The sequence below is a fragment of the Pseudoruegeria sp. SHC-113 genome (assembly GCF_025376885.1).
In the GTDB taxonomy this organism is placed as follows: domain Bacteria; phylum Pseudomonadota; class Alphaproteobacteria; order Rhodobacterales; family Rhodobacteraceae; genus Pseudoruegeria.
In genome coordinates, this window is the sequence record NZ_JAHUBR010000001.1 from 2,718,205 (window position 1) to 2,736,330 (window position 18,126).

The 18,126-nt window shown below is 65.1% G+C and carries 13 protein-coding genes, 1 tRNA gene and 1 riboswitch; of the genes, 8 read left to right on the plus strand and 6 right to left on the minus strand.

What is annotated here, in order from left to right; genetic code table 11:
• The first annotated feature begins 1 nt into the window (after position 1).
• The 6 genes from KVX96_RS13365 to KVX96_RS13390 are packed head-to-tail and all read left to right on the plus strand — an operon-like array spanning position 2 to position 9,082.
• Positions 2 to 1,666, plus strand: coding sequence for an ABC transporter ATP-binding protein (locus tag KVX96_RS13365; protein WP_261195011.1), 1,665 nt, complete (start codon positions 2 to 4; stop codon positions 1,664 to 1,666).
• Positions 1,666 to 4,119: a nitrite reductase large subunit NirB gene (gene nirB, locus KVX96_RS13370; protein ID WP_261195012.1), complete on the plus strand. Its 2,454-nt coding sequence runs from the start codon at positions 1,666 to 1,668 to the stop codon at positions 4,117 to 4,119. Before KVX96_RS13365 ends, nirB begins: the two co-directional genes overlap by 1 nt.
• Positions 4,116 to 4,451, plus strand: a complete 336-nt coding sequence (gene nirD, locus KVX96_RS13375; protein WP_261195013.1) for a nitrite reductase small subunit NirD — start codon at positions 4,116 to 4,118, stop codon at positions 4,449 to 4,451. The genes nirB and nirD overlap by 4 nt, the downstream gene beginning before the upstream one ends.
• Positions 4,448 to 7,063, plus strand: coding sequence for a nitrate reductase (locus KVX96_RS13380; RefSeq protein WP_261195014.1), 2,616 nt, complete (start codon positions 4,448 to 4,450; stop codon positions 7,061 to 7,063). The genes nirD and KVX96_RS13380 overlap by 4 nt, the downstream gene beginning before the upstream one ends.
• Positions 7,060 to 8,049: a glycosyl transferase family protein gene (locus KVX96_RS13385; protein ID WP_261195015.1), complete on the plus strand. Its 990-nt coding sequence runs from the start codon at positions 7,060 to 7,062 to the stop codon at positions 8,047 to 8,049. The genes KVX96_RS13380 and KVX96_RS13385 overlap by 4 nt, the downstream gene beginning before the upstream one ends.
• A 13-nt stretch (positions 8,050 to 8,062) precedes the next feature.
• Positions 8,063 to 9,082 carry a bifunctional precorrin-2 dehydrogenase/sirohydrochlorin ferrochelatase gene (locus KVX96_RS13390; protein ID WP_261195016.1) on the plus strand — a complete coding sequence of 340 codons (1,020 nt, stop codon included), beginning with the start codon at positions 8,063 to 8,065 and terminating at the stop codon, positions 9,080 to 9,082.
• A gap of 13 nt (positions 9,083 to 9,095) precedes the next feature.
• Here KVX96_RS13390 and KVX96_RS13395 read toward each other — a convergent pair.
• From KVX96_RS13395 to gcvT, 4 genes are all read right to left on the minus strand, one after another.
• Positions 9,096 to 9,171, minus strand: a tRNA-Ala gene (locus KVX96_RS13395).
• 120 nt (positions 9,172 to 9,291) lie between these two features.
• Positions 9,292 to 12,165, minus strand: a complete 2,874-nt coding sequence (gcvP, locus tag KVX96_RS13400) for an aminomethyl-transferring glycine dehydrogenase (protein ID WP_261195017.1) — start codon at positions 12,163 to 12,165, stop codon at positions 9,292 to 9,294.
• A gap of 13 nt (positions 12,166 to 12,178) precedes the next feature.
• On the minus strand, positions 12,179 to 12,538 hold the full coding sequence (gene gcvH / locus KVX96_RS13405; protein ID WP_261195018.1) for a glycine cleavage system protein GcvH: 360 nt from the start codon (positions 12,536 to 12,538) through the stop codon (positions 12,179 to 12,181).
• A 28-nt stretch (positions 12,539 to 12,566) separates the two neighbouring features.
• Positions 12,567 to 13,682, minus strand: coding sequence for a glycine cleavage system aminomethyltransferase GcvT (gene gcvT, locus KVX96_RS13410; RefSeq protein ID WP_261195019.1), 1,116 nt, complete (start codon positions 13,680 to 13,682; stop codon positions 12,567 to 12,569).
• A gap of 146 nt (positions 13,683 to 13,828) precedes the next feature.
• A riboswitch (glycine riboswitch) is annotated at positions 13,829 to 13,923 on the minus strand.
• Positions 13,924 to 13,995: 72 nt separating this feature from the next.
• Between gcvT and KVX96_RS13415 the strand changes: the two genes are divergently transcribed.
• Entirely contained in the window at positions 13,996 to 14,541 is a 546-nt protein-coding gene (locus KVX96_RS13415; RefSeq protein ID WP_261195020.1) for a gamma-glutamylcyclotransferase family protein, read from the plus strand.
• Positions 14,542 to 14,636: 95 nt separating this feature from the next.
• On the opposite strand, the gene KVX96_RS13420 is transcribed toward KVX96_RS13415, so the two are convergent.
• Complete coding sequence (locus tag KVX96_RS13420) at positions 14,637 to 16,040, minus strand: MATE family efflux transporter (RefSeq protein WP_261195021.1); 1,404 nt, start codon at positions 16,038 to 16,040, stop codon at positions 14,637 to 14,639.
• 121 nt (positions 16,041 to 16,161) lie between these two features.
• Positions 16,162 to 17,487, minus strand: a complete 1,326-nt coding sequence (gltX, locus tag KVX96_RS13425; RefSeq protein ID WP_261195022.1) for a glutamate--tRNA ligase — start codon at positions 17,485 to 17,487, stop codon at positions 16,162 to 16,164.
• Between the two features lie 144 nt (positions 17,488 to 17,631).
• Between gltX and KVX96_RS13430 the strand changes: the two genes are divergently transcribed.
• Positions 17,632 to 18,102: a hotdog fold domain-containing protein gene (locus KVX96_RS13430; RefSeq protein WP_261195023.1), complete on the plus strand. Its 471-nt coding sequence runs from the start codon at positions 17,632 to 17,634 to the stop codon at positions 18,100 to 18,102.
• Positions 18,103 to 18,126: the final 24 nt, after the last annotated feature.

The window sequence follows — 18,126 nt, forward strand, 5'->3', positions numbered from 1 at the left end:
CATGGGTATTCTCGAACTGAAAAACGCCTCCAAGAGCTTCGGTGTCGGTACTGCGAAAACCGACGTGCTGAAGAACATCGACCTGAGCGTGAAGGAGGGCGAGTTCCTCGTCCTCCTCGGCTTCTCCGGCTCCGGCAAGACGACGCTGATCAACCTGATGAGCGGGCTGGAGAAGCCCACCGGCGGGGAAGTCACCTTCAAGGGCAAGCCGATCACCGGCCCCGGCCCCGAGCGTGGCGTGATCTTCCAGAGCTATTCGCTCATGCCCTGGCTCACGGTGAACGGCAATGTGGGTCTCGCGGTCGACACGATGTTTCCTGAGATGTCCAAGAAGGAACGCGCCGAGAAGGTGTCGCATTACGTGAAGATGGTGGGCCTCGGCCATGCCACCACGCGCCGCCCGGCGGAGCTTTCGGGCGGGATGCGCCAGCGGGTCAACGTGGCCCGCGCGCTGGCGATGGATCCCGAGATGCTGCTCTTGGACGAGCCGCTCTCCGCGCTCGATGCTCTCACCCGCGCCAATCTCGCCGATGAGATCGTCAACATCTGGGATACCGACAAGAAGACCTGCGTGCTGATCACCAATGATGTGGATGAAGCCATCATCATGGGCGACCGCATCATCGCACTGAACCCCGATGGCACGTTGGGCAAGGCGTTCGAGGTCAACATCCCGCGCCCGCGCGACCGGATGGAGATGAACGACAGCCCGATCTTCAAGCGCCTGCGCGCCGACGTCACCAAATACCTGATGGACGTGGGCATCGAGGCCAAGGTCGAAGGCAGCCGCCTGCTGCCCGACGTGACGCCGATCCATGGCGTTCCGGCGGCCGTGGCCCAAGCGCAGGAAGGCATGATCGACCGCAACTTCCTCGACTTCTCCCAGCTCCACAAGATCTACCCCACCCCCAAGGGCCCGCTCACGGTGGTGGAGGATTTCAACCTCAAGCTCAACCGGGGCGAATTCATCTCGCTCATCGGGCACTCAGGCTGCGGCAAATCCACCGTGCTCACCATGGCCGCTGGCCTGAACGACATTTCCAAAGGCGCGATCCGTCTGGATGGCCGCCACGTGGAAGGCGCAGACCCGGAGCGCGCGGTGGTGTTTCAGTCGCCGAACCTCTTCCCCTGGCTCACCGCGCGTGAGAACTGCGCGATCGGGGTGGACAAGGTCTATCCCAAGGCCAGCCGCGCCGAGAAGCAGGACGTGGTGGATTACTACCTTGAGCGCGTCGGCCTTGCCGATGCCATGGACCGCCCGGCGCATTCCATGTCCAACGGCATGAAACAGCGTGTCGGCATTGCGCGGGCCTTCGCGCTGTCGCCCAAGCTGCTGCTGCTCGATGAGCCCTTCGGGATGCTCGACAGCCTCACCCGCTGGGAGCTGCAGGAAGTGCTGATGGAGGTCTGGGACCGCACCAAGGTCACCGCGATCTGCGTCACCCACGATGTGGACGAAGCCATCCTGCTCGCCGACCGCGTGGTGATGATGACGAACGGCCCGCAGGCCACCATCGGCAAGATCGTGGACGTGGACCTGCCGCGCCCGCGCACCCGCCAGGCCCTGCTGGAACACCCCGATTACTACAACTTCCGCTCCGAAGTGCTCGATTTCCTTGAGGAATACGAACACGGCTCCACCAGCAAAAAGAAGGACGCAGCATAATGCCTAAGCAGAACCTCGTGATCATCGGGGCGGGCATGGCGTCGGGCCGCGCGCTGGAAGAACTCCTCGCGCTCGCACCGGATGCCTATAACGTCACGCTCTTCAACGCCGAACCCCGCGGCAACTACAACCGCATCATGCTCTCCCCGGTGCTTTCCGGCGAGAAGACCTATGAGGACATCGTCACCCATACCGCCGAATGGTATGAGGAAAACGGCGTAACCTGCCGCTTTGGCGAAAAAATCGCCTCCGTGGATCGTGCCCGCAAGGTGGTGATCTCCGAAACCGGCGAGGAGGTGCCCTACGACAAGCTGATGTTTGGCACCGGCTCCAACCCTTTCATCATCCCGCTGCCGGGCCATGACCTTGAAGGGGTCATCGCCTACCGCGATCTCGAAGACACGAACACCATGATCGCACTGGGCGAAAAGCCCGGCGCGAAAGCCGTGGTGATCGGCGGCGGCCTGCTTGGGCTGGAGGCCGCCGCCGGACTTGCCTTGCGCGGTGTCGACGTGACGGTGGTGCACATCATGGGCCACCTGATGGAGCGCCAGCTGGATGAAGCCGCCGGCTATCTGCTGCGCAAGGCGCTGGTGGACAAGGGCATCAAGGTGATGTGCTCGGCCAACTCCAAGGAGATCCTCGGCGAAAACGGCCGCGTGAAGGCGCTCTTGCTGGATGACGGCACCGAACTGCCCTGCGACCTGCTGGTGATGGCGGTGGGCATCCGCCCCAACATCGCGCTCGCCAAAGAGGCCGGGCTGATGGTGGGCCGGGGCATCCATGTGGATGACCAGATGATCACCTCGGACGAGGACATCCTCGCTGTGGGCGAATGCGTGGAGCATGACGGTGCCATCTTCGGCCTCGTCGCGCCCCTTTACGATCAGGCCAAGGTGCTGGCGAGAACGCTGGTGGGCGAGGAAGCCAAGTTCGTCCAGAAAGAGCTTTCGACGAAGCTGAAAGTGACGGGCTGCGATCTCTTCTCTGCCGGGGATTTCGCAGAAGGCGAGGGCCGCGAAGACATCGTGCTGCGCGATCCGGCCCGTGGTGTCTACCGCCGCCTCGTGATCGAAAAAGGCAAGATCGTCGGCGCGGTGATGTATGGCGACACCGCCGACAGCAACTGGTTCTTCGGCCTGATCAAGGACGGCGAAGACATCACCGAGATGCGCGAAACGCTCATCTTCGGCCCGGCCTATCAAGGGGGCGAACCGCTGGACCCTATGGCGGCCGTTGCAGCCTTACCGGATGACGCGGAGATCTGCGGCTGCAACGGCATTTCCAAGGGCGACATCGTGGCGGCCATCAAGGCTGGCGCGCATGATCTGGGGGCGGTCCGCGCCACCACGAAGGCCTCGGCCTCCTGCGGGACATGCACCGGCCTCGTGGAGCAGGTTCTGGGCGTAACCCTCGGGGATGATTTCGTGATCCCCGCCGCCCAAGGCATGTGCGGCTGCACCGATCTGAGCCACGAAGACGTGCGCCGCATGATCAAATCGCAGGAGCTGAAGAGCCAGCAGGCGGTTTGGCAGGCCTGCGGCTGGAAAACCGTGAACGGCTGCCATGTCTGCCGCCCGGCGGTGAACTACTACCTGCTGGCCGACTGGCCGCTCGAATACCAGGACGATCCGCAAAGCCGTTTCGTGAACGAGCGCAACCACGCCAACATCCAGAAGGATGGCACCTACTCCGTGGTGCCGCGCATGTGGGGCGGCATCACCACGCCTGACGAACTGCGCGCCATCGCCGATGCCGCCGACAAGTACAACGTGCCGACGGTGAAGGTGACAGGCGGGCAGCGGATCGACCTTCTGGGCGTGAAGAAAGAAGATCTTCCGGCCATGTGGTACGATCTGAACCAGGCTGGGCTCGTGTCGGGCCACGCTTATTCCAAAGGTCTGCGCACGGTGAAAACCTGCGTCGGCAAGGATCACTGCCGCTTCGGCACGCAGGACTCCACCGGCCTTGGCATCAAGCTTGAAAAGCTCCTGTGGGGCAGTTGGACACCGCATAAGGTGAAGCTTGGCGTGTCGGGCTGCCCGCGCAACTGCGCCGAAGCCACCTGCAAGGACGTGGGCATCATCTGCGTGGACTCAGGTTTTGAGGTTTCCGTCGCCGGCGCTGCCGGGATGGACGTGAAGGAAACCGAGCTTCTGGCCAAGGTTGCCACCGAGGAAGAGGCCATCGCGCTCACCACAGCCTTCATCCAGATCTACCGCGAGAACGCGAAATATCTGGATCGCGGGTACAAATGGGTCGCGAAAGTGGGCCTCGACTGGGTGAAAGCGCAGATCGTGGAGGATTTAAAAACCCGCGCCGCGCTGGTGGAACGGTTCGAGATCAGCCAGTCGATCTACCGCAAGGATCCCTGGGCCGAGCAGGCCACGCCGGATTACCGGGAAAAGAAATGGAACCCCATTGCAGATCTCACGCTGGAGGCCGCGGAATGAGCTGGATCGACATCGGCAACATCGAAGACATCCCCGTGCGCGGCGCGCGCGTGCTGAAAACCCGCATGGGCTGCGTGGCGGTGTTCCGCACCTCCGAGGCAGAGGTCTTCGCGGTGGATGACACCTGCCCCCACAAGCAGGGCCCCTTGAGCGAGGGCATCGTGCACGGCAAGGCCGTCACCTGCCCGCTGCACAACTGGGTGTTCTCGCTGGAAACCGGCATGGCGCAGGGGGCCGACGAGGGCTCCATCGCGACCTACCCGACGATGGTGGAAAACGGGCGCATCCTGATTTCGGCGGATGCGCTGCAATCAAGGGTGGCGGCGGAATGACCGCCCCCACCTGCACCACCTGCCCCTATTGCGGGGTGGGCTGCGGGGTCATCGCCCCGCAGGCCGCAGGCGGCGCGGTCGCAGGCGATCTCGCGCATCCCGCGAACTTCGGGCGGCTCTGCTCGAAGGGCTCGGCGCTCGGCGAGACCCTCGATCTCGAGGGTCGTCTTCTCGCCCCGCAGATCGCGGGCCGGGACGCAAGCTGGGAGGAGGCGCTCGATCTGGTTGCGGGGAAGTTCGCGCAGGCGGTGGCCGACCATGGCCCCGACAGCGTGGCGCTTTACGTGTCAGGCCAGCTGCTGACCGAGGATTACTACGTCGCCAACAAGCTGATGAAAGGCTACATCGGCTCGGCCAATATCGACACGAATTCAAGGCTCTGCATGGCCTCCTCCGTGGCGGGCCACAAGCGGGCCTTCGGCACCGATACCGTACCCGGCACCTACGAGGATCTGGAAGAGGCCGATTTGCTGGTGCTGGTGGGCAGCAATCTGGCGTGGTGTCATCCGGTGCTGTTCCAGCGCGTTGCCGCCGCCAAGGCTGCACGGCCCGGCATGAAGGTGATCAACATCGATCCCCGCCGCACGGCGACCTCCGATCTGGCCGATCTGCATCTTGCGATCCGCCCCGACGGCGATGCCGCGCTGTTCAACAGCCTGCTCGCCGAAATCGCCGACCGTGGCGCGGTGAACGAGGCTTACGTTGCCGCCCATGTGAACGGGTTTGACGCAGCCCTCACCGCCGCCCGCGCCTCTGATCCTTTCGACAGCGGCTTGACGGCGGATGAGCTGAAAGCCTTCCATGATCTCTGGATCGGCAGCGAGAAGGTTGTCACCGTCTATTCCCAAGGCGTGAACCAATCCGCCTGCGGCACTGACAAGGTGAACGCGATCCTGAACTGCCACTTGGCCACGGGCCGCATTGGCAGGCCCGGCATGGGGCCGTATTCCGTCACTGGCCAGCCCAACGCCATGGGCGGGCGCGAGGTGGGTGGGCTGGCCAATATGCTCGCCAACCACCTTGACCTCGAGAACGCAGATCACCGCGCTGCGCTGCAGGGCTTCTGGCAGAGCCCGACGATGGCCGCGAAACCCGGTCTCAAGGCAGTGGACCTGTTCCGCGCCTGTGCCGACGGCAAGATCAAGGCGCTCTGGGTGATCTCCACCAACCCCGCCGTCTCCCTCCCTGAGGCGGACGCGGTGGCCGAAGCGATCCGCACCGTGCCCTTCACCGTGGCCACCGACATCATCGAGGTCACCGACACCAACGCCTGCTGCGATGTGCTGCTGCCCGCCACCGGCTGGGGAGAGAAATCCGGCACCGTCACCAATTCCGAGCGTAGGATTTCGCGCCAGCGGCCCTTCCTGCCCGCCCCCGGCGCGGCGCGCCCGGATTGGGCGATCCTCTGCGATGTGGCCAAGCGGATGGGCTTTGAGGGCTTTGATTTCGCCGATGAAAGCGCTGTTTTCGCTGAGTATGCCGCCAGCACCGCGCTTGCGCGCGATTTCGGCAAGGATCTGGATCTGACGGGGCTCGCAGGCCTGAACAAAGCGGAATACGACGCGCTGGCTCCGGTGCAATGGCCGGTGCCCGAAACCGGCGCGCCCGGCGGCCGCTTCTTCGCGGAAGGCGGCTTCTACCATGCTGACGGCAAGGCAAAGATGCTACCGATCACGCCCCCGGCGCTTGCCGAGGATGAAGCCTACCCCTTCCGGCTGAACACAGGCCGCATCCGTGACCAGTGGCACACGATGACGCGCACCGGCAAAACCGCGCGCCTTTCGAGCCACCTCGCCGAGCCCTTCGCCGAGATCCACCCGGAAGACGCCATCGCCAACGGCATCCACGACGCCGATCTGGTAGAGGTCACGAGCCCCACCGGCACCGCCCGCGTCCGCGCCCTGCTCACCACCCGCGTGCAGCGCGGCGCGATCTTCCTGCCGATGCATTGGACGGCCAGCTTCTCGGCCCCCGGCAAGGCCAACACAGCCGTCGCGGGCGTCACCGACCCCGTCTCGGGCCAACCCGCGCTGAAAGGCAGCCACGCGCGCATCGCCCGCTTTGCGGCGGCGTGGTATGGCTTCGCCGTCTCGGTGAACCAGATGCAGCCCAACCGCCCCTATTGGGCCGTGGCCCGCTGCGCTGGCGGCTGGCGCGCCGAGGTTGCCGGGTTGAAAACGCCCGCCGATTGGGAGGCAGAAGCCCGCAGCCTGCTAGGGCTTACCGGAGGCACGGCCACCCTGCTGGAAGATCCGGCCACCGGCACGGCGCGCGTCGCCATCGAAGACAAAGGCCGCATCACCGGGCTCTTCTTTGCCGCCCGCCAGCCCGTCGCCGTGGCCCGCAGCCATGCGGCGCGCCTGCTGGGCAGCGAAACCAGCCCGCTCAAGGCGCTTGCAGGCCGGACTGGCAGCGATCGCCCTGATCCCGGTGCCACTGTTTGCTCGTGTTTCGAAGTTGGGATAAACACCCTGAAGCTTGCCATCCAGGATGGGGCAACCACCGTTGCCAGCCTCGGGGAACGTACCTGCGCCGGAACCAACTGCGGCTCCTGCAAACCCGAGCTTCAAGCGCTGATTGACGCCGGTTTGCAGAAGGTCGCCGCTGAATGAGCCTTGGGCCATATGTCCGCATTCTCGGGAGGGGCCCCGGCCGCTCCCGCTCCCTCACCCGTGAAGAAGCCCGCGCGGCCTTCGCGCTGATCCTGTCCGGCGAGGCCGCGCCCGAGGCCACCGGCGCGCTCCTGATGCTGATGCGCTTCAAGGGCGAGGTGGCCGAGGAAATCGCGGGTTTCGTGGATGCCCTGCGTGCCACGCTGCCCGGCTGGCAGGGCTTGCCGGTTCAGTTGGACTGGCCCACCTACGCCGCTGGCCGCAGCCGGGGGCTGCCTTGGTTTCTGGCCGCCGCGAAACTCGTGGCACAAGCCGGGGTGCCGGTGTTGATGCACGGCTGGAACTCGCACCAGAACCCGATCGCCTCCGTGCGCAACGCGCTGCCCGGCCTCGGCATTCCCTCCGTCGACACGCCCAAGGCCGCCGCGCAGGCGCTTGAAACCACGGGCATCGCCTATGTGCCGCTGGAGAGCCTCTCCGCCGATGCCCTGCGAATCCTGCAACTGCGCGACGTGCTCAACCTGCGCTCCGCCGTGAACACCACGCTGCGGGTGATGAACCCGGCGCTTGCCCCGGCCTCGGTGCAGGGCGTCTTCCACCCGCCCTACCGCGAATTGCAACAGGACGCAGGCCAGCTGCTGGGCCAGCACGCCTTGAGCGTGATCAAGGGCGGTGGCGGCGAGTTCGAGCGCCACCCCGCCAAAGCCTGCGCGCTCTACGGGCTGCGCAACGGTCAGCCGTGGGAGGGCACCGCCGCGGCGCTTACCGAGACGCCGACCCGCCTTGCCGACGGTCCGGATGCCAGCAACCCGGAAGATCTGCCCGCCCTCTGGCGCGGCGAGATCGAAGATCCTTTTGCCGAAGCCGTGATCACCGGCACTGCCGCGCTGGCCCTGCACAGCGCCGGCAAAGCGCCTACCTTAACAGAAGCCGACGCGCTCGCCGCAAGCCTCTGGGCCGCGCGCCCGCTCACAGCCCTCACATAGGAGACCCGCCTCCATGAAAGCCTTCCCGATGTTCCTGCGCACCACCGGCCGCCGCATCGTGATCCTTGGCGGCGGCGAACAGGCGGCGCAAAAGGCAAGGCTCGCGCTCAAAACCGACGCCGCGATCTGCCTCGCCTTCCCCGGCACCCCGGACGAAGAGCTTTCCGCCCTGATCGCGGAAGGCCGCATTACACGGCACGCAGGCGCCATCACCCCCACGCTCTTTGAGAACTGCGCGCTCACCTTCGTGGCCACCGGATGCCCCGGCCTCGACGCCGCGCTGCACGCCATCGCAAAGGACGCCGGCGCCACCGTCAACGTGGTGGACCAGCCCGATCTCTGCGACGCGCTCACCCCCTCCATCGTGGACCGCGATCCGGTGGTGGTGGCCATCGGCACCGAAGGTACCGCGCCCGTGCTCGCGCGCCAGATCAAGACCCGCGTCGAGGAAATGCTGGAGCCGCGCCTCGGTGGGCTGGCCGCGCTTGCCGGCCGCCTGCGCGGGGCCGCCGCGCAGCGGCTCAGCCCCCGCGCCCGCCGCGATCTCTGGCGCTGGGTGTTCAACGACGCCCCCCGCCGCGCCTATACGGCGGATAGCGAACGTGCCGCCGCGAAGATGATCAAACAGGCGATTTCTGCGGGCGGCGCGCCCGCTTCAGATGCCGCCCCCATCGCGCTCGTCTCCACCGGCACCGGTGGGCGCGACATGATCACCTTGCGCGCCGTGCAGCGCCTGCAGGAGGCCGACGCGATCTTCTGCCTCGCCCTGCCCGATGACGCCATCCTCGAACTCGCCCGCCGCGATGCCGAGCGCCAGATGCTGAACCCCGACATCGCGCCCGAACCGCTCGCCCGCCTGCTCGCCAATCCCACGGAAACCGGCGCGCGCGTGGTGCTGCTCACAGGCCATGACGTCGCCAGCAGCCCGCAGATCGCCGCCCTTACGGCAGCGCTCGCGCAGCTTGGCAGCAAAGCCGAAATCATCGGCGGCCACTACCCGCAATCCGCGAGAAGCGCCACACAAGCCGCCTGAAACTGAAGGAAGTTGGTGGAGTCGATCGGGATCGAACCGACGACCTCGTCATTGCGAACGACGCGCTCTCCCAACTGAGCTACGACCCCACTGCCGCAACAGAAACCGCAAAGCGCGGCGCAGGTCAAGCCTCGCGCCGCGCCTCACTTTGTTCTGAAAATATCCCCGCCGGAGGCTCCCGAAACAGCCACCGGCGCAAGGCCTGAGGCCTACTCTGCCGCCTCCAGATACTCTTCCAGCGGCGGGCAGGTGCAGATCAGGTTGCGATCGCCGTGCACGTTGTCCACGCGGCCCACGGGCGGCCAGTATTTGTCGACCTTGAAGGCCCCCGGAGGGAAGCAGCCCTGCTCGCGGCTGTAAGGGCGATCCCAGTCGCCCACCAGCGAGGCCACGGTATGCGGCGCTTGTTTCAGCGGGTTGTTCAGCGGATCGATCCGCCCCGCTTCCACATCCGCGATTTCCGAGCGGATCGAGAGCATCGCGTCGACGAAACGGTCAAGCTCCGCCTTTGTCTCGCTCTCGGTGGGCTCCACCATCAGCGTGCCGGCTACAGGCCAGCTCATGGTCGGGGCGTGGAAGCCCGAATCCATCAGCCGCTTGGCGATATCGTCCACCGTGATCCCGGCGCTGTCGGTGTAGGGGCGGGTGTCGAGGATGCACTCATGGGCCACACGCCCCTGCCCGCCTTTGAACAGCACCTCGTAGGCGCCGGACAGCCGCTTGGCGATGTAGTTGGCGTTCAGGATGGCGACCTTGGTGGCCTGCGTCAGCCCCTCGCCGCCCATCATCAGCACGTAAGCCCAGCTGATCGGCAGGATTGAGGCCGAGCCATAGGGCGCGGCCGACACCGGGCCTTCCACGCCGGAGGCCTCCGGGTGGCCCGGCAGGTAGGGCGCCAGATGTGCCTTCACGCCAATCGGGCCCATGCCGGGGCCGCCGCCGCCGTGGGGGATGCAGAAGGTCTTGTGCAGGTTCAGGTGGCTCACATCGCTGCCAATCTCGCCGGGCTTCGCAAGCCCGACCATGGCGTTGAGGTTGGCCCCGTCCAGATAGACCTGCCCGCCGAACTGGTGCGTGATCGCGCAGACCTCTTTCACCGTCTCCTCAAACACGCCGTGGGTGGAAGGATAGGTGATCATGCAGGCGGCAAGGTTGTCCCCCGCCGATTCCGCCTTGGCGCGGAAATCAGCCAGATCCACGTCGCCGTTTTCGGCCGATTTCACCACCACGACCTTCATCCCCGCCATCTGTGCCGACGCCGGGTTAGTGCCATGGGCAGAGACCGGGATCAGGCAGATGTCGCGGTGATGATCGCCGCGTGCCTTGTGGTAGGCGGCGATCGTCAGCAGGCCTGCGTATTCCCCTTGCGCACCGGAGTTCGGCTGCATGGACATCGCGTCATAGCCGGTGATCTCGCAGAGCTTGGCCGAGAGATCCTCGATCATTTTCGCATAGCCCTTGGCCTGCTTGCGCGGCGCAAAGGGGTGCATCGTGCCGAACTCGGGCCACGTCACCGGCATCATCTCGACGGCGGCGTTGAGCTTCATCGTGCAGGAACCGAGCGGGATCATCGCGCGGTCCAGCGCCAGATCACGGTCCGCGAGGCGGCGCATGTAGCGCATCATCTCGGCTTCGGCGCGGTTCATGTGGAAGATCGGATGCGTCAGGTACTCGCTTTCCCGCAGCATCGAGTCCGGGAAGTTCAGCTCCAGCACGGAGGTGTATTTCCGATCCGTCCCCAGCCATTGCGGCGCATCGGCCTTCACGCCGAAGGCTTTCCAGACCGCTTCCACAAGCTTGTGGTCGACGATCTCATCCACGGAAATCCCGATCCGCGTCTTGCCCACGGCGCGCAGGTTCACGCCCTCGGCGACGGCGGATTTCATGATCGCCTTCTGGAAGGCCCCCACTTCCACGGTGATCGTGTCGAAGAAGGCTTTCGTTTCCACGTTGAAGCCTGCGTCGCGCAACCCGTTGGCCAGCGTGCAGGCGTTGAAGTGGATCATCTCGGCGATGGAGCGCAGCCCCTTGGGCCCATGGAACACCGCAAAGAAGGAGGCCATCACTGCCAAGAGCGCCTGCGCGGTGCAGACGTTGGAGGTGGCCTTCTCGCGGCGGATGTGCTGCTCGCGCGTTTGCAGGGAAAGGCGATAGGCCTTGCCGCCCTGCGCATCCACCGACACGCCCACGATGCGGCCCGGCATGGCGCGTTTGAAGGCATCCTTGCAGGACATGAAGGCCGCATGCGGGCCGCCATAGCCCATCGGCACGCCGAAGCGCTGCGCGGACCCGACGGCAATATCGGCCCCCATCGCGCCCGGCTCCTTGATGAGCGTGAGCGCCAGCAGGTCAGTTGCGACGATGCCCACGGCCTTGGCGGCGTGCAGCGCGTCCATTTCAGCCGCGAAATCGCGGATCTCGCCGTAAGTGCCCGGATATTGGAAGATCGCACCGAAGACCTTATCGGCCTCCAGATCCTCCGGCGCGCCCACGATCACCTCGATGCCCAAGGGGGCTGCGCGGGTCTGCATCACCGCGATGTTCTGCGGGTGGCAGTTTTCATCCACGAAGAAGGCCGTGGCTTTCGATTTCGCCACGCGCTGCGCCATCGTCATGGCTTCGGCGCAGGCGGTGGCCTCGTCCAGAAGCGAAGCGTTGGCGATCTCAAGCCCGGTGAGATCGGCCACCATCGTCTGGAAGTTCAGAAGCGCCTCAAGGCGGCCCTGCGCGATCTCCGGCTGGTAGGGCGTGTAGGCCGTGTACCACGCCGGGTTCTCGAGAATGTTGCGCTGTATCGCGGGCGGGGTCACCGTGCCGTAGTAGCCCTGCCCGATCAGGCTGGTCATCACCTTGTTCTTGCCGGCCACCTTCCGCATCTTCTGCAGAAGCGCGTATTCGGTCATCGGCTCCCACTGAAGCGCGTCTTTCTGGCGGATGCTCGCAGGCACCGTCTGATCGATCAACTCATCAAGGGAAGAAACGCCGATCACCTCCAGCATCTTCGCCATTTCATCCGGCGAAGGGCCGATGTGGCGGCGGTTGGCGAAATCGTAGGAATTATAGCCTGTGGGCGTATAGGGCATGGGGGCCTCCGGCTTAGCCGATGAAGGTTTTGTAGGCGGCTTCGTCCATCAGATCGTCGAGGACGGAGAGATCCTCGATCTTCATCTTGAAGAACCAACCGTCGCCCGTGGGATCTTCGTTGACCTTGCCGGGATCGTTCACGATCGCCTCGTTCACTTCCACGATCTCGCCATCGAGCGGGGCGAGGATGTCGGACGCCGCCTTCACGGATTCGATCACCACGACCTCATCGTCCTTGGCCACTTCGGTGCCTTCCTCGGGCAGTTCGACGAAAACGATGTCGCCCAGTTGCTCGGAGGCGTGTTCGGTGATGCCCACGACAACGAGATCATCCTCGACGCGGAGCCATTCGTGTTCTTCGGTGAATTTCATCTGAGTTTTCCCTGTCAGCTTGCTTGTGTCAGCGTTTGTAGGTGGAAGGCCGGAACGGCATGGCGGAAACGGTGGCCGGAAGGCGCTTGCCGCGCACATCGGCGAAGATGCGGGTGCCTTCGGAGGCAAGCTCCGTGGGCACATAGCCCATGGACATCGGGCGCTCGATGGAGGGCCCAAACGCACCCGAGGTGATCTCGCCAATCGGTGTATCGCTGGCCTCATCGGCGAAAAGCTGGGTGCCCGCGCGCATCGGGGCGCGGCCCTCGGGCAGCAGGCCCACGCGGCGGCGGGCGGTACCGTTTTCAAGCTCGGTCAGGATGCGCGCGGCACCGGGGAAACCCCCGGCGCGATCCCCACCGGTGCGGCGCACCTTCTGGATCGCCCATTCCAGCGCGGCTTCAACGGGGCTCGTGGTGGTGTCGATGTCATTGCCATAGAGGCAAAGCCCGGCCTCAAGGCGCAAGGAGTCGCGCGCGCCAAGGCCGATGGGGGCCACGCCCTCCTGCGCCAGCAAAGCGCGGGCAAAGGCGACGGCCTGATCTTCGGAAACCGAAATCTCGTAGCCATCCTCGCCGGTGTAGCCGGAGCGGCTGATCCAGAGATCACCGAACTCACTGGGGAGAATGGCCACATCCATGAAGCGCATCTCGGCGGCAGCGGGTGCGATGGCGGCCAGAGCGGCCTCGGCCTTGGGGCCCTGCAGCGCCAGCAGCGCGCGATCGGTGATCACCTCGATCTCGCAGGCCGCGCCGATCTTTTCCTGCATATGGGCCACATCGGCGGCTTTGCAGGCGGCGTTGACGACGAGGAACAGGTGATCGCCCCGGTTGGCGACCATCAGATCGTCCAGAATGCCGCCTTCGTCATTGGTGAACAGCGCATAACGCTGGCGGCCCTCGGCGAGCGCCTGGATCGAGACCGGCACGAGGCTTTCCAGCGCCGCCGCCGCGCCCGCGCCGCGCAGGATCACCTGCCCCATGTGGCTGACATCGAACAGCCCGGCCTCTGCACGCGTGTGCAGGTGTTCCTTCATCACGCCCATCGGATATTGCACGGGCATTTCATAGCCGGCAAAGGGCACCATCTTGGCCCCGAGCTCCACATGAAGATCGTAGAAAACCGTCCGTTCCAGATCGCTCATCGCGTTCCCCTTTCGCCGGCGTCCTGTCGCGGCCCGGCATCAATCCTGCCCACCTTTCGGCGTGCCTTGATGCCCCCTCTGTCCCTTCGCCTGAGATCGTTATCCCTTCGGCGCCCCGTCTTTCACGGGGTCTCTCCAGAGTGTTCTGCCGCCCCACGGTCCTTTGGCCTGAGAGTTTACCGGGGCGGTTGCTCCTTCGGCACCAACCGCTGGCGCGGCCGGATTCTCCCATGGGGTTGTCGTTCCTGTTAAGCGAAGCGTCGGCTTCTGACAAGGGCTTGCAAACGCCGCACGGCAGCGGCAGCGTGGCCCCATGAGCGATCCTTTTTTCTTTGGCTACGGCTCCTTGGTGAACCGCGCGACGCATGGATATGGCGATGCCGCACCGGCCCGCGTGCACGGCTGGCGGCGGCACTGGCGGCAGATCGCAAGCTTCCCGCGCGCGATTCTCACCGCTGCGCCGGAGGCCGGTTCGCGCATCGACGGGCTGATCGCGCGGGTGCCCGGTGCCGATTGGGCCGCGCTTGACGCGCGCGAGGCCGCCTATGACAGGATCACGGTAACGGGCCGGATCGATCACAGCCACGCCAGCGCTTCAGCCATCGCGATTTATGAGATCCCTGCGGCCAAGCATCCTGCGCCGGAGGCCCCACACCCCATCGCGCTCAGCTATCTGGACGTTGTGGTACAGGGCTATCTGGAGGAGTTCGGCTTACGTGGCGTCGCGGATTTCTTTGCCACCACAACCGGCTGGGAGGCGGGCATTCTGGACGACCGCTCAAATCCGCTCTACCCGCGCGCAGGGGCTACAACACTGGACGCCAAGCTACTGACGGACAAGCATCTTTCTGGCTTGTGAAGCAGCGTATTCAGAAGCGGTGAGCGCCCGCCTGTGGGCGCGGAAACGCGCCCGCTGGGGGAGGCGGGCGCGTGGCTGTTTCTGGCGAAACAGCCCTATTTGCGCAGATTGAACAGGCTTTGTTGCCGGGCCTGCCGTTGGAAGGGCGCGGGTGCCGGTGTTGCAACCTCGCCCGCCGCCTGTTTGGCGATCACCCGCTGCGCCAGACCGTAGCCGATCACCGCAAAGAGGATCCCCCCCGCCGCCTGCCCGATCAGCACCCCCGGTGCGCCCATGAGGGCGGAGAAGAGCATCACGAAGGGGATCGTGCCCAGCGTGTGGCGGCCCCAGTTGAGCCAGGTGGAATAGAACGGATGGCCGAGGTTGTTGAAGGCCGCGTTGGACACAAACAGCACCCCGTTGAAGAAGAACGCCAGCGCCAGCGGGCCGCAGAACAGGAAAACAAGCTCGCGCGCGAGCCCCGTCGCACTGAAGAGATCGGCAATCGGAGCGCGCAGCAGGAACAGGATCAGCGACACGCAGAGTATGAAACCGGCGGTAAAGATCAGCGCGTCGCGGTAGGCCCCGCGTACCCGCTCGTGCTGCTTGGCCCCTGCGTTCTGGCCGATGATCGGACCCACCGCGCCCGAAAGCGCGAAGATCACCGCGAAGGAGAGCGGCGTGAGCCGGCCCACGATGGCCATGCCCGCCACGGCCTCTTCGCCATAGGCCGCCATGGCGCGGGTCACATAGGCCGAGCTGAAGGGCGTGGCGACCTGTGTCAGGATCGCGGGCAGAGCTATGGCGAAAACCGGTTTGAAATCAGCCGCAAGGCCGGCGAGGCTCACCCGGGAAAATCCACCGTAGTGGCGGATCACCGGCGCAAGCCCGGTGACGCACATGGCAATCCGCGCGCAGACGCTGGCCAGCGCCGCGCCGTTCAGATCCAGCCCCAGCGCAAAGATGAAGATCGGGTCCAGAACCGCGTTCACCCCGCCGCCCCAGAGCGTGACATACATCGCCCTGCGCGCGTCCCCGTGGCCGCGCAGCACCGCGCTGGCAACCATCCCCGCGAGCATCAGAGGCATGGAGGGGATGATGATCTGCAGGTAATCGACCGCCAGCTCCTGCGTGCGCCCGTCCGCGCCCAAAAAGCCCGTGAGGCTGTGCAGGTTGAGCCAGACAACCGCCGCCAGCACCACGCCCATGCCGACGCCAAAGGCCAGCGTATGGGTGGCCTTGCGCCGCGCCTCCTCCGCATCCCCCGCCCCCAGCTGCCGCGCCACCAGCGCACCCGCGGCGATGGACATGCCGATGCCCAGCGAGGTGGTGAAAAACAGCACCGCACCCGCATAGCCCACGGCGGCGGCCAGCTCGGCCTGTCCCAGCATGGAGATGAAGACCATATCCACGAAATCGACGAAGAAGACCGCCATCAGCCCCACCGAAGCGGTGAAGCTCATCACCGAGACATGGCGAAACAGGCTGCCTTCCAGAAATTTCGCTTGTTCGTTGGCCATCGATCCGCTCCCACCCGTGAGAGCGCCACGATACGCGGATTGGCCTATTGGGGAACAATGAAAAACGCGCAAGGCCTGTGCATACCTTGCGCGTTTTTATAACAAAGTGGCCTGTGGCGGCTCAGGCTTTCGCGCGGATCACCTGCAAGAGCGGCAGCACCGCGCTCATGTCGGGGCCGTGGCTCTGACCGGTGAGCGCCTTGCGCAGCGGCATGAACAGCCCCCGCCCCTTGCGCCCGGTGGCCTCTTTCACGGCAGAGGTCCATGCGCCCCAGCTGTCACCGTCCAGCGGGCCTTCGGGCAGCAGCGCCATGGCCTGCGCCACGAACTCCGCGTCCTCGGCGTCGATCACCGGCTCCGCGCCATCGCGGAACATCGCCCACCAGCCTTCCAGATCGGCCAGCGTGGTGATGTTTTCGCGGGTCACGGCCCAGAACTGCTCGGCAAGCTCCGCCGGAACGCCGATCTCGGCGATCTTGCCCTTCACCGCGTCAAAGGGCAGGCCCTGATTGATGCGGGCGGTCAGCGGGAAGAGATCCTCGACATCGAATTTCGTCGGCGCCGCGCCGAACTTCGACAGATCAAAGCCTTCGATCAGCTCCTCCATGGAGCCGCGCAGCTCCACCGGATCAGAGGAGCCCAGCCGCGCCATGAGCGAGAGCAGCGCCATCGGCTCCACCCCGCGCGCGCGCAGATCGCGCAGCGCCAGCGTGCCAAGGCGTTTGGAAAGCGCCTCGCCCTGCGGGCCGGTGAGCAGCGAGTGGTGCGCGAAGTTCGGCACATGGCCGCCCAGCGCTTGAATGATCTGGATCTGGGTGGCGGTGTTCGTCACGTGGTCAGAGCCGCGCACCACGTCGGTGATGCCGAAATCCACATCGTCACAGACGGAGGCCAGCGTGTAGAGGAACTGCCCGTCGCCCCGGATCAGTACCGGATCAGAAACGGAAGCCGCATCGATCGAGAGGTCGCCGAGGATGCCGTCTTTCCACTCGATGCGCTCTTGATCGAGCAGGAAGCGCCAGTGACCGTTGCCGCGCTCGGCGCGCAGCTTGGCTTTCTCCTCGTCGGAAAGCTTCAGCGCGGAGCGGTCATAGACGGGCGGCTTGCCCATGTTCAGCTGCTTCTTGCGCTTCAGGTCAAGTTCCGTCGGCGTTTCGAAACACTCGTAAAAGCGGCCCTTGTCGCGCAGCTCCTGTGCCGCCGATTCATAGCGCTCAAGGCGGGAGGACTGCGTTTCCACGCGATCCCAGGTGAGGCCGAGCCACTCCAGATCCTCCTTGATGCCATCCGCATATTCCTGCTTGCTGCGCTCCGGATCGGTGTCATCCAGACGCAGGATGAACTGCCCTCCGGCCTTGCGGGCGATCAGGTAGTTGAACAGCGCGGTGCGCAGGTTGCCCACGTGGAGGTAGCCGGTTGGGCTGGGGGCGAAACGGGTCACGGTCATCTTTTTTGCCTTCGCTTTGAAGCGTCGCTTCCTCTTAGCCGGGGCGCGCTGAAACGCCAAGAGGCGCGCGGACCCAACGTCAGAGGGGATTTTTGCATCCGCGCGGTCTAACAGAAGCAAAGCCAAGGTGCGAGAGGGGATTTCATGGCCGGCAACTACGTTCTGAACATGTATGAGAAGATGCTGAAATGGCCCTTCGGGCGGCAGATCTTCTCGGCCTATTCCGCGCGCCGCGCGCCCTATTTCCGCACCATCAACCCGCTGATTACCGATGTGCGGCCCAATCATTGCAGCGTGCTGATCAAAAAGCGCAAAGGTGTGCAGAACCACATCGGCACCGTCCATGTGATCGCCATCGCCAACGGGCTTGAGATGGCCATGGGCTTCATGGCCGAGGCCTCCATCCCCAAGCACCTGCGCTGGATCCCGAAGGGCATGCAACTCGACTACACGGCCAAAGCGGGAAGCGACATCACCTGCACCGCCGATGTGGCGCCCGAGGATTGGGTGCCCGGCGACATGCAGGTGCGCGTGGAAGCCAAGGACGATCAGGGCATCACCGTGGTGCGCGGCACGATCACGCTCTGGATTTCGGAGAAGCCCGCCAAAGGGTAATGCGAAAAAAATCGATTTTTCACG

Bases quoted from the DNA above. Each gene is read 5' to 3' on its own strand.
- KVX96_RS13365 (WP_261195011.1), top strand. From the start codon at position 2: ATGGGTATTCTCGAACTGAAAAACGCCTCCAAGAGCTTCGGTGTCGGT.
- nirB (WP_261195012.1), top strand. From the start codon at position 1,666: ATGCCTAAGCAGAACCTCGTGATCATCGGGGCGGGCATGGCGTCGGGC.
- nirD (WP_261195013.1), top strand. From the start codon at position 4,116: ATGAGCTGGATCGACATCGGCAACATCGAAGACATCCCCGTGCGCGGC.
- KVX96_RS13380 (WP_261195014.1), top strand. From the start codon at position 4,448: ATGACCGCCCCCACCTGCACCACCTGCCCCTATTGCGGGGTGGGCTGC.
- KVX96_RS13385 (WP_261195015.1), top strand. From the start codon at position 7,060: ATGAGCCTTGGGCCATATGTCCGCATTCTCGGGAGGGGCCCCGGCCGC.
- KVX96_RS13390 (WP_261195016.1), top strand. From the start codon at position 8,063: ATGAAAGCCTTCCCGATGTTCCTGCGCACCACCGGCCGCCGCATCGTG.
- gcvP (WP_261195017.1), bottom strand. From the start codon at position 12,165: ATGCCCTATACGCCCACAGGCTATAATTCCTACGATTTCGCCAACCGC.
- gcvH (WP_261195018.1), bottom strand. From the start codon at position 12,538: ATGAAATTCACCGAAGAACACGAATGGCTCCGCGTCGAGGATGATCTC.
- gcvT (WP_261195019.1), bottom strand. From the start codon at position 13,682: ATGAGCGATCTGGAACGGACGGTTTTCTACGATCTTCATGTGGAGCTC.
- KVX96_RS13415 (WP_261195020.1), top strand. From the start codon at position 13,996: ATGAGCGATCCTTTTTTCTTTGGCTACGGCTCCTTGGTGAACCGCGCG.
- KVX96_RS13420 (WP_261195021.1), bottom strand. From the start codon at position 16,040: ATGGCCAACGAACAAGCGAAATTTCTGGAAGGCAGCCTGTTTCGCCAT.
- gltX (WP_261195022.1), bottom strand. From the start codon at position 17,487: ATGACCGTGACCCGTTTCGCCCCCAGCCCAACCGGCTACCTCCACGTG.
- KVX96_RS13430 (WP_261195023.1), top strand. From the start codon at position 17,632: ATGGCCGGCAACTACGTTCTGAACATGTATGAGAAGATGCTGAAATGG.